9 protein-coding genes are annotated in these 16,432 nt (G+C 36.9%); all 9 read left to right on the top strand.

Annotated features, from left to right (window positions below; genetic code table 11):
• Positions 1–20: 20 nt before the first annotated feature.
• A complete protein-coding gene (locus DHD80_RS14530; protein ID WP_251742182.1) occupies positions 21–2,411 on the top strand; it encodes a DUF5703 domain-containing protein in 2,391 nt (796 codons plus the stop codon).
• A 281-nt stretch (positions 2,412–2,692) separates the two neighbouring features.
• Positions 2,693–5,674, top strand: a complete 2,982-nt coding sequence (locus DHD80_RS14535) for a TonB-dependent receptor (protein WP_251742183.1) — start codon at positions 2,693–2,695, stop codon at positions 5,672–5,674.
• Between the two features lie 10 nt (positions 5,675–5,684).
• Positions 5,685–7,262, top strand: a complete 1,578-nt coding sequence (locus DHD80_RS14540; protein WP_251742184.1) for a RagB/SusD family nutrient uptake outer membrane protein — start codon at positions 5,685–5,687, stop codon at positions 7,260–7,262.
• Positions 7,263–7,338: 76 nt separating this feature from the next.
• Entirely contained in the window at positions 7,339–8,616 is a 1,278-nt protein-coding gene (locus DHD80_RS14545; protein ID WP_251742185.1) for an oligogalacturonate lyase family protein, read from the top strand.
• Positions 8,617–8,632: 16 nt separating this feature from the next.
• Positions 8,633–10,561, top strand: a complete 1,929-nt coding sequence (locus DHD80_RS14550; protein ID WP_279347052.1) for a rhamnogalacturonan lyase — start codon at positions 8,633–8,635, stop codon at positions 10,559–10,561.
• Positions 10,562–10,579: 18 nt separating this feature from the next.
• Complete coding sequence (locus DHD80_RS14555; protein WP_251742186.1) at positions 10,580–13,273, top strand: hypothetical protein; 2,694 nt, start codon at positions 10,580–10,582, stop codon at positions 13,271–13,273.
• A gap of 19 nt (positions 13,274–13,292) precedes the next feature.
• Entirely contained in the window at positions 13,293–14,594 is a 1,302-nt protein-coding gene (locus DHD80_RS14560; protein ID WP_251742187.1) for a DUF4861 domain-containing protein, read from the top strand.
• Between the two features lies 1 nt (position 14,595).
• The gene (locus DHD80_RS14565) at positions 14,596–15,312 is read left to right on the top strand and encodes a DUF6250 domain-containing protein (protein ID WP_251742188.1); all 717 of its coding nucleotides are present in this window, start codon (positions 14,596–14,598) and stop codon (positions 15,310–15,312) included.
• A gap of 29 nt (positions 15,313–15,341) precedes the next feature.
• Positions 15,342–16,424, top strand: coding sequence for a PKD domain-containing protein (locus DHD80_RS14570; RefSeq protein WP_251742189.1), 1,083 nt, complete (start codon positions 15,342–15,344; stop codon positions 16,422–16,424).
• Positions 16,425–16,432 lie beyond the last annotated feature (8 nt).

Consider the following 16,432-nt stretch of genomic DNA (forward strand, 5'->3'; position numbering starts at 1 on the left):
ATCCTTTTTTATGGTTTGATATGAAAATGAGAATTCTTCCTATAACTTTTTTGATGTGTATGAGCATGGCCATTGGAGCAGCTCAGCATCATGGAATCAGGCAATACAATATTGTATGGGATTCCCAAAGTAAAAATAGTTCTGAATCTATGCCGGTTAACGGGCACAGCCTTGGTGCGAATGTTTGGGTTGAGAATGGAGAAATTTACTTTTATGCGGCTCAGAGTGGTGCATTTGATGAAAATAATGAATCATTAAAAATGGGTAGGTTTCGTGTAAAGCTAAAACCTAATCCATTTAATAAAGAGGATAAATTCCAACAAGAACTAAAGCTTAAAGAAGGTTATATTAATATCACTTCCAAACATTCTGAAATAGGCGAAACCGAAGTGAAAATATGGGTGGAAGCAGAAAGACCGGTTATTCATTTTGAAGCTGAATCTGATACTAAATTGATAATGAAAGTTTCATATGAAACCTGGCGGGCTGAAGATGTTTTGTTGGATGCAGAAAAAGTGCCGGGAGTTAGAGGACGTAGAGCATCACTTTTTGATTACGATAATTATCTGGTAGATCTTATAAAATATGGCGATCATTTTAGTTTAGAAGACGATAAATTTTATTTTTTTCATAATAATGACGATCATTTCAGTGCATTTGATTTTGCCATAGAGCAACAAGGGCTCCAGGATATAAAGGGTGAAATGTATAACCCTTTAAAGAATCTTATTTCAGGAGGAATGCTCTTAGGTGAAAACCTTCAATTCGTTGGAAATTCTAACGGCTTTTACTCTGGAACTCCATACAAATCATGGAATTTTGAAAATGCTTCTTCCTCAAAAAATACTTCTTTTCAGGTATTTGCCATAGTAGATCATTCAAAAAATGTCCAAGAGTGGAAAAATGAAATACACAAATTAGCAGATATAGATAGAACTGAAGAAGAAATTTTTAAGCAAAATCTTGAATGGTGGAAAAGTTTCTGGCAACGTTCCTTTATCATCCTTAATGAACAATCAACTAATAAAGAGACCGATAAGGCGTGGGAGGCAGGCAGGAATTATAATTTATTTCGCTATCAGCTAGGAGGCAATACTTACGGGTTAATGCCAACAAAATTCAATGGTGGAAACCTCACCTTTGATCCAGTTTTAGTAGATAAAAATTTTAATTATGATCCTGATTATAGAAGGTGGGGTGGTGGATCATTTACAGCCCAAAATCAGCGCCTAGTCTATTGGCCGATGCTTAAATCGGGAGATTTTGAGGCGATCTTACCACAATTCGAATTCTACAGAAGAGCTCTTTCAAATGCTGTTAACCGAACAGAACACTATTGGGGGCATACTGGTAGTTCATTTACTGAGCAGATGCAACAATCGGGATTGCCAATTGCTTCTCATTATGGATTTGTCCATGATGCTTTCTGGATAACTCAAAGACCGCTCAATTATGAAGAGGGAAAACAATCCAATCGATACGTCCAGACACTTTTTCAAACCCAACTGGAATTCGCATTTATGATTCTCGAGTATTATAAATATTCCGGTAATGATATCTCAGAGTACCTTCCTTTTATCTATAACGCCGTAATCTTTTATGATGAACATTATCAGTTCAGGCATAGGCAGGAAACAGGTAAGGCATTAGATAAGAATGGAAAATTAGTGCTTTACCCAACAACCCCGGGTGAAAACAGTCCAAACTCCACTAACGCTTCCGACGCTATCGCTGGTCTAACTGCAGTAATCCAGAATAGTCTGGAATTGCCACAAAAAGTTCTACCAGATAGTATAAGAAATTACTTCGAGGATTTAAAAAACCGAATTCCGGATCTTGAAAAATTTGTATACACAGATGATAGTGGAAAAGAACACACCTTATTACGGGAATCTAAAGAGGATATAGCCTGGCATTCAGGTTTTATGCCATCACTTTACGCATTGTTTCCGTATCGTTTAATTAATTCTGAAACAGAAGATTTTGAATATGCTCAGAATGTATGGAAATATAAGATGAACGAAGAAAATAAAAATAATTATGCGAGTTGGAGACCGGGAGTTTTCATGGGGGCCAATCTCTTACTTACTAATTATACTAAAGAGCAGTTATTAAAAAAGCTTGGAAATTCACAAAGGAAATATCCAACTTTTTGGGGGCCTGGGCATGATTGGGTGCCCGATCATAATTGGGGAGGATCTGGCATGATAGGTTTACAGGATATGCTACTCCAGGAAAAAGGAGAAAAAATTTATCTTCTGCCTACCTGGCCGAAAGAGTGGGATGTCCATTTTAGACTTCATGCCTATAAGAATACTATAATTGAACTTAACTATTTCAATGGTCAAATCCAACAATTAACTGTGACACCGGAAAGTCGAAAGAAAGATATTATCCTAGAATATAAATAACGTTTTTTTAACAAATTCCATATTTACCTTTAACTTCGGTTTTAAACTACATTATTCTATAATTATAACCTGCCAGGTTATAATTTTTTCTAGCTTTTAAAAGCTTTTTGAGTTCACAGCACAGTACAGGATACAAAATCTTATAATAACCTTTAATTTGGTTGTTGAATTTATTGGGTAATTCTTTAGAAAATTCCAATCACCCTTTTATGCGAAATCGATTTCGAAGCATATATAATATCTTAACTTTTTAACACTATTAGCTAACTAAAAATTAAATTATGAATCAAATCAGTTCTAAGTTAAGAAAACTGGTGCCGTATTTTGCATTGGTTATCTTCTTTAGCAGCTTTGCACAGGAGAACCAGGTAACTGGTAACGTTATTTCGACGGAAGGCGTACCCTTGCCCGGAGTAAATATTATTCAGAAAGGAACCTCGAACGGTGTAGTGACGGACTTTGATGGAAACTACTCCATTAACCTTGAGGCAGTGGGTACAAAGGTACTCGTATTCTCTTTTATTGGTTTTCAAACAACTGAAGAAGAAGTTAATAATAGATCGGTTATTAATGTAACTCTTCAAGATGGCGGAGAATTGGATGAAGTAGTGGTCATAGGGTATGGGACTCAAAAGAGAAGCGATGTAACGGGTGCTATTTCTTCAATTAGTGCAGAAAGTATTCAAGATGCTCCACCTATAGCTCCCGAACAAATACTTCAGGGGAAAATAACAGGTGTTAATATTGTTCAGAATAGCGGGCAGCCAGGCTCAGCTTCTACAGTTCGAATTAGAGGTATAAGCTCTATTTCTGCGGGAAATGATCCTTTATATGTTGTAGATGGTGTACCCCTTCAGTTTGGAAGTGCTAATAACAGTGTTAGTCTTGGGGCTCAAGGTGGAACAACTGCATTTTCTAATGAAGTTTCGAATCCCTTGAATATAATTAATCCTGCAGATATTGAAAGCATTGATGTTTTGAAGGATGCCTCAGCTACTGCAATTTATGGATCACGAGGTGCCAATGGAGTAATTATTATAACAACTAAAAGTAAAGATGGCGCTGGAGAAAATCTTACATATGATAATTATTTTGGAGTATCAAGTGTTCGTGAAACCTTACCGTTTCTTTCTGCAGATCAATATCGGTCCTACGCTGAGAGTATTGATGAACCTTATTCCGATTTAGGAGCGAATACCAACTGGCAGGATGAAATCTTCAGAACAGCCTTTACTCAAAATCATAACCTCGCGTTTTCTGGCGGTTCATCTACTACCAAATTTAGAGCTTCATTAGGGTACACTTCTCAAGAAGGGATTATACTATCCAATAAATTAGAAAAATACACCGGACGATTCAATGGAAGTCACCGCGCTTTAGATGGCAGATTAAGATTAGGGGTAAATATGACTTACGCTAATCTTGAAGATGATAAAGTAGCTATTTCCTCCAGTATTAATAATGAAGGAGGTAATATTTTAAAAGATGCTTTACGTTGGGCGCCAACTTTACCAGTTTATAATGAGGATGGAAGTTTTTATCAGGTGGGTGAATTAAGAATTAATCCGGTTTCGTGGGTAGATGTTGAAGACCTTAATAAAACCAACTATTTTATTGGTAATACTGATGTGAAGTTCGATATTTTTGAAGCTTTAACTTTCGGATTAAATCTAGGTTACTCAAACGAAAGAGTAGATAGATATACTTTAGCTCCTGAAACTCATCCTTCAGCAGAATCTGAAGGGGGCCGTGCTTCTATAAGTAAATTCAAAAATACCACCGCTCTTATCGAAACTACGCTTACTTATGATAAGCAGATAAATGATAGTAATTATATTAATTTTCTGGTTGGATACTCTTTCCAAAGATTTGAAAATGAAAATACTTTTACTCAGGCCAATCAGTTCGTATCTACTGCTACCAAATGGAATTTGATTCAATCAGGTAATACTTTAGCTAATACTTCTTTTAAAGATGCTAACAGACTTGCTTCTTATTATGGACGGCTTAATTATAAATTATTGGATAGATACCTTCTTACTTTAACAGTAAGAAGAGATGGCTCAAGCCGGTTTGGTGAGAATAATAGGTGGGGTACTTTCCCATCGGGAGCTTTTGCTTATAACATTACTAACGAAGACTTTATGCAGGACTCCAAAATTAGTAATCTAAAATTTAGATTGGGTTATGGGATTACAGGGAATCAGGAAATTCCTAACAATTTGTATAGAGAGCAACTTTCAATTAATGGCTCGAGTGTTTACGTGTTTGGAGGTGATGCAGTACCTAGTGTTTTGCCTACCAATTATGCAAATCCAAATCTTAAGTGGGAAGAAACTAATCAATTAAACATAGGACTGGATTTTGGTCTTTTTGACCAGAGGCTTACGGGAACTATAGATTATTATAGAAAAAGAACTAACGATCTGTTGCTTCAGTTTTCAACGGCAGCTCCATCTGTAGTAGAAACACAATGGGCCAATGTAGGAGAAGTAGAAAACAAAGGTTTCGAATTTGGTATTACCGGAGATATCTTTGAATCAAATGATTTTACCTGGACTTCTAATTTGAATTTTTCAACTAATAAGAATGAAGTAATAAGTTTATCTAATGAGAATTTTCAAAGAGATGAAATTAGAACAGTAAATGGTTCCGGGGTTGTCGGGTTTCAAAACGGAATTCAAATCATTAGACCAGGTTTACCACTAAACTCCTTTTACGGAAGGAAATTTACAGGACTTAATAGTGAGGGTATGGAAACCTATTTGGATGAAGATGGTGATGGAGAGGCAGATTTATTGGTAATTGGAAATGCAAATCCCGATCTAACTTATGGATTCAATAATAATTTTCGTTTTAAGAGATTTGACGCAGCCGTAAATATGAGGGGCGTTATTGGTAACGATATATACAATAATACTGGAGCGGAATTTTCGTATCCGGTAGGAGCCCCTGGTGTGAATGTGCTGGAATCTGCCCTCACCAATGGAACAAGCAGGGATGAACAGGCACAATACTCGTCTAGATGGCTTGAAAATGGAAGCTATTTAAGACTTGATAATTTAAGTATTGGATATACATTCAATACGGCTAATATTTCCTTTCTAAAGAAAGCGAGAATATATGTTACAGGGAAAAATCTGTTGTTAATTACAGATTATACAGGTTATGATCCTGAAGTAAATACGAGAGCCGTTGGGGTAGATTATCTGGCATACCCAAGACCAACTTCATATTTACTTGGAGGGAGTGTTACTTTTTAAAAAAAAATAAATGAAAAATATGAAAACTTTTAAACTAAAATTGAGATCAAAACTGGTCATATTAGTTAGCATTTCAATGCTAGTTCTTGGCTCATGTTCTCTGGAAGAAGATACTTATTCAATTTACACTCCAGAAACATTCTATTCGAATGATTTTCAGATATTGTCTTCTCTGTCGGGGATTTATAGGAATTTTGCTGCCATAACAGGGATGGGGGTAGAATACAGAACCTTAGAATTATCTGCAGATCAGGTAGTTGTTCAGGCAAAAATCCAGGGATGGTGGGGAGGTGATGCCTTCTGGCAATTAATGGAGCATAACTGGAATCCAGATCATTCTTACATTTCCGGAACCTGGAATACCTTTTTTAGAACGGTAGGGCAAACCAACGGTTTATTAACTTCCTTAGAAGATTCTAATCTGGAAGTATCTGGACCTGTTGCCGAACTTAAAGCATTACGAGCTTATGCTTATTTCTTTCTTATGGATCTTTTCGGTAATGTTCCAATTTTTACGGAGCCAAAGGTGGATCCTTTAAACCTGCCGGAACAAAATACACGTACCGAAGTTTTTGAATTTGTTGTATCGGAATTAAAAGCTGCTGCGGAAGATCTTCCGTCTAAAAGTGAAGCCGGTGGTGCCTATTATGGCAGATTAACAAAAGAAGCTGCTTGGTCTCTTTTAGCTACAGTTTATTTAAATGCTGAGGTCTACACAGGGATAGCTATGGATGCCGAAGCAGAACAATATGCCGATATGGTAATTAACTCTGGATCGTATAGCTTGCTTCCTAATTACTTTGACAACTTTGTTCCAGATAATCAGAATAACGCTGAATTTATCTTTGGAGCCGTTTACTCTCCTGATGTGGCGGGGGGGATAGGCCATCCTCTTGTACAAAAGGTTTTACCGGGTATTTCTGGGGGGCTTTTTGGACTTCCTTATACTCCTCAAAACGGTTTTGCCACAAGGCCGTCCATTTACAATGCTTACGAAGATCAGGATGTGAGAAAGGAAATGTTTCTTGCATATGGTCCTCTTAAAGATCCAAGAAATGGCGAAGTAGTAATGGTGGAAAGGGTTGTTCCCGATAATAATTCGGCCTTATATGAACCTGGTGTTTCTACTGAAGGTCCCGTGCCCTACGATATAATTCCTGCAACGGGAATTAGAAGTCAGCCAATGAATGCCGGAATTAAATGGATTAAATGGCTAATAGACCCAAATACACAAGGTGGAAATGCTGGTAATGATATCGCATTTATAAGATATGCCGACATAATTTTGATTAAAGCAGAAGCAATGGCTAGACAGGGAAATCTGGATGGAGCATTGGAATATGTAAACATGATCCGGGAAAGAAGTAATGCAACAAAATTAACATCTCTCACTCTGGAGGATATTTTAGAAGAACGAAATAGAGAACTGGCTTTTGAAATGACTCGTAGAAGAGATTTAATAAGATTTGGAGAATTTACTAAACCATGGGAATGGAAGGAAGCTTCAGAACCTTATAGAACTATTTATCCTATTCCGCAAGCTGCGATTAACTCCAATCCAAAATTGGAGCAGAATCCGGGATATTAATTCAATTGTTTTAGCCTTAATTGTTTTAATGAAGAGGGCTGTTTCTCTAACAGTCCTTTTTATTTAAAAAAATCAGATGGAAAAAATACCAACAAGTTTTAGTTTAATCCTTATGATCATAATCCCGCTTTTGAGTTTTCAGGAAGCGTTTTCTCAAGTAGTAGAAGGAAAAGATTATTCATCAAGGGTCAATGTAGATCATACGTTCGATATGGCCGGGGAAGATATTTTTGGACAGCGTTTTCCTTCTGAAAATTTCACCTACCAAGATAAGGTAACAGGGGTTACAATAAATGCACTTACAACTTCCAGGCATAGCAGTTCTAAAATGTATCAGACGCATCCACAGTGGACTTCAGATGGGAAATACATAGTTTTTACTTCTAATCGAACTTCCAGAGAGAATGGTGATCGCCAGTTTTATGCAGTTTCTATGGATAATTATGAAATTGTGCAAATTACAACAGGTTCTGATAATGGTAATTTCCATTTAGGATGGAAAAGCGGGAATGCTTATCTGGTAAAAGGTCAAAATATTATTGAGCTTGATCTAGACCAATTATTATCTGATAGCGAGGAAGATAATGTAGGGGAGCCTGCAGAATATGAAAAAATTATTGCAAAAATTCCGGATACGATAAGCCCGTCGGGAATTGGTTTGGATGCTGAAGAGACTAGCGTATATTTTTCAACAAAAATTGAGAAACATAGATCAGCCATTTATAAAACAGATTTTAAATCAGGAAATACAATAAAACTAAAAGAAGTTCCCTTTAGAATTGGACATCTTCAGGCTAATCCTTATGTCTCGGGGGAAATCATGTATTGCTGGGAGACAGGAGGAGATTCACCGCAAAGAATATGGTATTTAACCGTAAATAATGATGGTAGTGTAAAGAACAGGCCACTTTTTGAGGAGTCAGATAGCGATTGGGTGACCCATGAAGTATTTATGGGTCCAGATCATATCCTCTTCAATGTAATGGGACATTTAGACCGATTGAGAAAAAATAAAACAGGAATTTTTTCATTAAATATTCGGACCGGTAATCTGGAGTACCATGGCCAAACCAATGGTGGTGGTTATTGGCATTCTAATGGCACCCCGGAAGGAAATTGGATTTCAGGAGATACTTTCGACGGAAAATTATATCGCTTAAATGCCAGTGATACTACCGATGTAACTTTACTTTCACAAGGCCACCGATTACTAAGTAAAAGCCCCTTTACTGGTGAAGCTCATTTACATCAATCAGTGAGCCCTGATGGTAAATGGGTGTTAATTAATTCTAGCTATTTTACTGAAAATGATATAATGTTGGTTCCCCTTCATCCTGCCAACTCCGAAGATTAATAGAAAAAATGTAAATATGAAAATTGGATTAATAAAAATTAATTATTCTAAATTATTAGTGGATCTGAAATACAGGAATCTACCACATTATTTAAACAAGCTATTCTTATTTCTTATCATATTACTTTTTAATTTTTCAGCTGAAGCCCAGCGATATATGGAGAATTTGGATCGTGGTGTAGTCGCCGTAAGAAAATCAAGTAATGAGATTTTTATAAGTTGGAGACTTTTAGGCACGGAGCCTGAGGATACGGCTTTTGATGTTTACAGAAACTCAACTAAAATAAATAAGTCACCATTAATAAAAACTACCTTTTTTATAGATGAGACTTCCGAAAATGGGAAGTATAGTGTGAAACCTACAAATAAGAAAGATGCTTCTACGTCTTCCTACGCTACGGTTTGGGAAAATCCTTACCATGAAATTTCTCTTCAACAACCTCTCGGAGGTACAACTCCAGATGGAAGAGAATATTCCTATACTCCTAATGATTGTAGTGTAGGAGACTTAGATGGAGATGGGCAGTATGAGATTATCCTGAAATGGGATCCTACCAATGCTAAGGATAATTCTCACAATGGTTATACTGGTAATGTTTATATCGATGCTTATGAATTAAACGGGACTCAATTATGGCGAATTGATTTAGGGAAGAATATTAGGGCTGGGGCACATTATACTCAATTTATGGTATATGACCTGGACAGTGACGGAAAAGCTGAAGTTGCTATTAAAACAGCAGATGGCACCATTGACGGAAAAGGAAAAGTTATTGGAGATCCCAGGGCTGATTACAGAAATGGGGTAGGCAGAATCCTTTCTGGACCTGAATTCCTTACAGTTTTCAATGGAGAAACAGGAGCTGCTATGGCAACGACCAAATACTTGCCCTCTAGACATCCAGATACTGAAAATCCCAGTGAGGAGAAAATCAAGCAAATTTGGGGAGATGCTTATGGGAATCGCATGGACAGATTTCTTGCCGGAGTAGGATATTTTAACGGCAAGTCACCAAGCCTTGTTATGAGTCGTGGTTATTATTCGCGCACTGTTCTGGTTGCATGGGATTGGAAAGACAATAAGCTGGATCGTCGTTGGATCTTTGATACAAATAATAAACCATACGAGGCTTACGCAAGCCAGGGAAATCATCAGCTCTCGATTGCCGATGTAGACCAAGATGGAAGAGATGAAGTAGTTTTTGGTTCTATGACGGTAGACGATAATGGTAAAGGTTTATATAATTCAGGACTTGGTCATGGAGATGCCATGCATGTTTCAGATCTTTTACCTAATAGGCCAGGGCTGGAGATATGGACAGCTCAGGAAGACCCAGATAAATACAGAGGAAAAGGTTTATGGTTACGAGAAGCTAAAACCGGAGATACTATTTGGGGAGTTCCGGCCAGAGGAGACATTGGCCGAGGTCTAACTGCTAATATAGATCCTAGATATTCGGGAAATGAAATGTGGGGTGCTATAGGTGGCTTATATAGTTCTAATGGAGAAAAAATTTCTGATAAGAGATTGCCAATGAATTTTGCTATTTGGTGGGATGGCGATCTACAGAGGGAATTGCTGGATAAAAATGTTATTTATAAATGGAATTATAATTCTGATACTATTGAAAAGTTACTGGTTGCTGAAGGAACCAAATCTAATAATGGTACTAAAGCTACTCCAGCTTTAAGTGCAGATATATTGGGTGACTGGCGTGAAGAGGTAATTCTCAGGGCAGAGGATAATAAGTCTCTACGTATTTATACCACTACCATTCCAACCGACTATAGGTTTTATACTCTTATGCATGATCCTCAATATAGACTAAGTATAGCATGGCAAAATGTAGCCTATAATCAACCGCCACACACCAGTTTTTTTATTGGTGAAAAAATGGAAGCGGTAGATAAGCCAGAGATAGAAGTAATTCCAATAAAAAGGTAACCCTAATTAAAACAAACCATGAAAAAACAATTAAGCTATTTTTTATTCTTGATTTTGTTATCCTGTGGTACCGTTTTAATGGCTCAGAATGATCCAGATATAGATTTGCATTGGTTGGGAGATAAAAAACCTTCCATAACAACTGGTGTTAGTTGGGGAATTCCTTTTAACCGTGGAGAAGTACAGTCTAATAGTAAATTCAGTCTTACAGATTCACAAGGGAATGCACTTCCCCTACAATTTTGGAATATGGCCTATTGGCCGGAAGGGTCAATTAAGTGGGTAGGTTTTGCATCTGTGATCAAGCCAGAAAACAAAGGTTTAAAATTGCAACGTACTGGTAATCGTTCACGTAATGCAAATAATGATACGCTTCGTTTATCAGAAGATTCAATATCCATCACCATTGATACTGGAAAAGCTGAATTTGTTATTCCAAAAACCGGCAATAAAATAATTGAGTCTATTTCAGTGAATGGAGAGGAAATTAGTTCAGGAGGTAAACTGATTTGTATAAAACAAGACGGGCCAGATCTAGAAATTGGAAATCGCCCGGAACTCACTAAATTTATAGGTGAAATTTCTTCAGTAACCGTTGAACAGAATGGTCCCGTTAGGGCTGTAATTAAAATTCAAGGTAAGCACGTTAAAGAAGGCTCTCAGGGCTGGCTATCTTTTAGTCTAAGATTATATTTTTATTGGGGGTTAGAACAAGCCAAAATGGTTCACACCTTTATTTATGATGGAAATCAATATGAGGATTTTATCAAAGGTCTTGCTGTAAGTTTTGAAATTCCAATGAATGAAGAAATTCATAATAGACATATAAGATTTTCAGGAGATAAAGACGGTGGTTTTTGGGATGAACCGGTACAGCCTGTAAATGGGAGGATTAAACTTTATAAAGATAGTACTAACCTATATGAAGAACAGCTAAATGCCAAACGTTTGCCTAATAGAACTGAATTTTCAGATCGAAAACAATTCTTATTAGATCACTGGGCATCCTGGAACGATTTTAAATTAGTACAGAGTAATGCGGAAGGTTTCGAAATAAAAAAAAGAACAAACGATCAAAGTACATGGATTGATGCTGGATCAGGTAAAAGGTCCCAAGGGCTGGTATTTGCAGGAGACGTATCAGGTGGTATAGCTATGACCATTCGAAATTTCTGGCAGTCTTATCCTGGAAAACTAGAAGTTAATAATGCCAAAACTGAGAAAGCGGAAATTAAGGCATGGCTATGGTCTCCTGAAGGGCCAGCGATGGATTTAAGACCGTATGACACGCTTGCATGGGGACATTCCCTTGAAGCAAGTTACGAAGATGCTCAACCTGGGCATAGTACCCCGGAAGGAATTGGCCGGACAAGCGAGATTTATATTAATGCAAGTCCTGATGTTCCATCTTTAAAGAAACTGAATGAATTAGCAAATATAGGTACGAATCCTCCGCTCCTTACTGCTTCGCCTGAGTATCTTCATGGGATAGAAGTTTTTGGCGCATGGAGTTTGCCTGATACCTCTACTAAGGGTAAAAAGTGGATTGAAGAACAGCTTCAAAAGTCTATTGATTTTTACAAGTCTCAGGTTGAACAACGAAACTGGTATGGGTTCTGGGATTATGGTGATGTGATGCATGGTTATGATAGTGACCGTCACGAATGGAAATATGATATGGGCGGTTATGCCTGGGATAATACTGAATTAATGCCTAATATGTGGCTTTGGTATCAGTATTTAAGAACTGGTGAGGAAGATGTTTTTCGAATGGCCGAGGCCATGACACGCCATACTGGTGAGGTAGATGTTTACCATTCAGGTCCTTTTGAAGGATTTGGTTCGAGACACAATGTATTACACTGGGGAGGGGGAGCTAAAGAAGTACGAATAGCGCAGGCCGCCCTGGGCCGGTTCTATTATTATTTAACTACAGACGAGCGTACAGGTGATCTTATGGAAGCATCAGCTGAAGCTTCAAATAATGCGATAGGAAAACTTGACCCGGTAAGGTTAATTATGGAAAAGAGCCAATATCCTACACATGCAAGGGTGGGTCCTGATTGGTTAGCTCTTGTTGGAAACTGGATGACGCAATGGGAGCGCACGGGAGACGAAAAGTATAAAAACCGTATTATGGCAGGAGTAAAAAGCCTTGCTGAAATGCCTTATGGAATGTTTTCGGCAAAAGATGCCGCATTTGGGTATGATCCTAAAACCTTTAAGTTGTATAGACTTCAAGAAGATGACATAGGATTTTTACATTTATCGGTTTTAATGGGGGGCCCGGAAATATCTTATGAATTAACACCATTACTGGAGAGTCATGAATGGGATAAATTATGGCTTCAGTTCAGTAAATTTTATGCAGCACCATTAAGTGAAATTAAACAGGAGTTTGGCAGAGAGGTTAACCTGGGTGATCCAGGACCTTGGTATTCAAGGATGGCGGCTTATTATTATAGCAAAACAGGGGATAAAAAATATGCAAAAAGAGCATGGGATACATTTTTACGTGATAATGCCTGGGGTGGATACACGACTTTCAATTCTAGATCTTTTAGTAATTTAGAAAGTCTGGAGACTATAGATGAGGTTGATGGAGTATCTACTAATAATACTGCACAATGGGCGTTAAATGCCATCGAACTTTTAGAGTTTGCAGGAGATCAAATTCCGGAAAATCACCCTCGATTTAAAGAATCTGAATAATTAATAATTTTCCTATAATATGAAAAAATTAGTAATATCCATAGTTCTACTTTCTTCTATACTATTTATACAGTGTAAGAGAGAAAATGAGAATACTGAAAAATCGTTTTCAAAAAAAGTAATCTTAAAAAATAGCTCCTCCGATTCACTTTTTGATAAGCCAGTAATAATTGAAAGATCAAAACTAAAAATAGAAGATTCCACAAAATATCCTGTTTTAACTTCAGGTGATGATATTTATCCGCTTCAGGTTTCCGATACAGATATTGATGGGGTTTGGAACCAGATATTCCTGGTTGCAGATTTTGCGCCTAACGAATCTAAAGAGTTAGATTTAAAATGGACTGAAAAAAGTAAAAATCCTGAATACACTAAACGAACAAGTGTTAGATTCGGAAAAAGAAAAACAGAAAGCGACACAGTTGCACCAGCTACGGAAGAGGTTTTAACAAAAAATGACATGCCTGCAAAACAGGGCTTTCAGAAATATCAAACTGATGGACCCACCTGGGAAAATGATAAAGTAGGATTTAGACAATATCTGGATGGACGTTATTCTAAAGATATTTTTGGTAAACGAAGTTCAAATATTTCACCAGAAGATGTGGGAATAAATGACACAGGTGCGGTAGAGGACAACTATCATGTGATGGAAGACTGGGGAAGGGATATTCTATCTGTTGGTAATTCTGTGGGCGTTGGTGGATTCGGTCTCATTGTAAATGATACCGTGAGAAGGCTGGGTGCTTTGGTGACAGATACGGTAAGCAATGTTGCAACTACTCATTTTAAAATTGAGGAGGAAGGGCCTGTTAAATCGGTTTTAAGTTATGATTATAAGAATTGGGAAATAGCAGGAAACACTTATAATGTAAAAGAGACTACTACGATATGGCCTGGAATTTATGGATTTAAAAATACGGTTAACATCACCGGATTAAAAGCTAATGAAATGCTTGCAGTGGGTCTTGTTAATATTAATAATCAGAATCCTGTTAGTGAAATAGAAGTTAATGATGACTGGGTTGCTATAATTACGCATGATCATCAAACTTATGAACGAGAATGGATTTTAGGTCTTGCTCTAATTCTTCCTAAGGATAGTTATCAAGGATATATGGATGCACTAAAAAATGGCAAATTAACAGACTCTTATCTTGCAAAACTAAGTATTAAAAATTCAAAACCTGTAAGTTATTACGTAATCGCAGGCTGGGAGTTAAGCCAGGAGAAGAAATTTGCAGACCCCGAATTTTTTAGACAATATGTAATTAAAACTGCAAACCAATTATCTTCAGCTATAGAAATAGTAATTCAATAAGATGAATGTTGATTTAAAAAAAATCATACTAATATTTCTAATTTTTGGAATTAGTTCATGTAAATCATCAGGAATTCTTGAATTAGGAAATCAAAAGATAAAAAAAGAAAAACTATTATATAAAGACGATTTCAATAAAGATCTTTCTAGCTGGATAATTGAAAAGGAACAAAGACCAAATTCGGAGATTTCGATTATTGAAGGAAAGATGGATGTAAATGTCGCTGGCGGGGCTACGATATGGTCCCGGCAGAAAATTGAGAATAATATCCTTATCGAATATCACCGTAAAGTGATTATCAGGGGAGGTGAAAATGACCGATTGTCTGATCTTAATCAATTCTGGATGGCTCAGGATATGACTAACTCTAATCTATTTACGCGGTCAGGTTCTTTCGGGGAATACGATTCGGTGAGAATGTATTACGCGGGAATTGGCGGTAATCGCAATACAACTACAAGGTTTAGAAAATATCCTGGTAATGGAGAGCGAAATCTAATTTATGATCTTACCGGTAAGACTCATTTATTAGAGGCTAATAAGACATATTTAATTCAGATTCTTGTATTTAAAGGAACCACTAAAGTTTTTGTAGATGACAATGAATATTTTTCATATGAAGATAATGAACCGCTTACTGAAGGATATTTTGGGTTTAGAACCGTTGAATCCCATCAGGAAATAGATGATTTTAAGATTTACAAGGTAGAAGAATGAATTTTAAGAATAGGCAGAGATATTCAACTATGAAAAATAAAACACAGCTATTTTTAACTGCTGGTTTATTTCTTCTCATTTTTTTTATGACAAATGCACAGGAAAGCCGAAGTTTTAAAATTTTTCAATTTCCGAAAGATCAAATTCCGAGGATAGATGGAAATACAAATGACTGGCAAATGGTTCCGGAAAGCTACATTATTGGCATGGATCAACTTTGGGAAGATAGTGGAAAGCATGAGAAAGTGGATTCCACCAATTTATATGTGCAGGTAAAAGTTGGATGGGTAAAGGGACTGAATAGGCTCTATTTTTTATATGAAGCCTATGATGATTATTGGGATTTTTCATTATCCGGCTTACATAATGACACCTTCGAACTTATTGTAGACGGAGACCAGTCGGGAGGACCTTTCATTGATCGTTTTCATCCAAATAAACAATTAGATTCTTTAGATGCTTTTTTTTCATTTCATGGAGTGCATGCCCAGAATTACCATATTTTTACTCCGGCACAGGGAAAAGACTGGACTTTGGTATGGGGCAGTCAGCCATGGATTAAAGAGCTTCCTTTTTCTAATGCAGCTTATAACTACGATTTTCAACCCGGAGAATCCGGGAAGCTCACTCTTGAATTTTGGATTACGCCATTTGACTATGCAGGTCACGAAGGCCCGGTAAGAGCCGTAGAATCTATTTTAGAAGAAAATAAAAAAGTGAGTTTGTCATGGGCTGTTATTGATTATGATAATGTGAATAATCCTTCGAATAATGGATTTTGGAATCTTTCGAAGGAGCATACCATGTATGGGGATGCTTCTTACGCATTATCCTTTAAATTAATGCCTCTGGAACCCGAATTTTATCCAAAATTAGAGGCCGATTGGTCATTTGAAATTATTGATATGAAAAATAGAGAAGTTGCTTTTCTTGACGAGTCCAAAGGGGAAATAACATCTCTGGAATGGGATTTTGGTGATGGAACAACTTCAAATAAAAAAAATCCCATCCATATTTATAAAGAACGAGGAAAGTATATTGTAGTCTTGAAAGTTTCTGGTCCTTTTGGAAACTCAAGGAGATCTAAAGTTTGGGATGTAGTTGTAAAATAATTCTTTAC

Origin of the sequence: Gramella sp. AN32 (assembly GCF_023718305.1) — a bacterium.
Classification (GTDB): Bacteria; Bacteroidota; Bacteroidia; order Flavobacteriales; family Flavobacteriaceae; genus Christiangramia; species Christiangramia antarctica.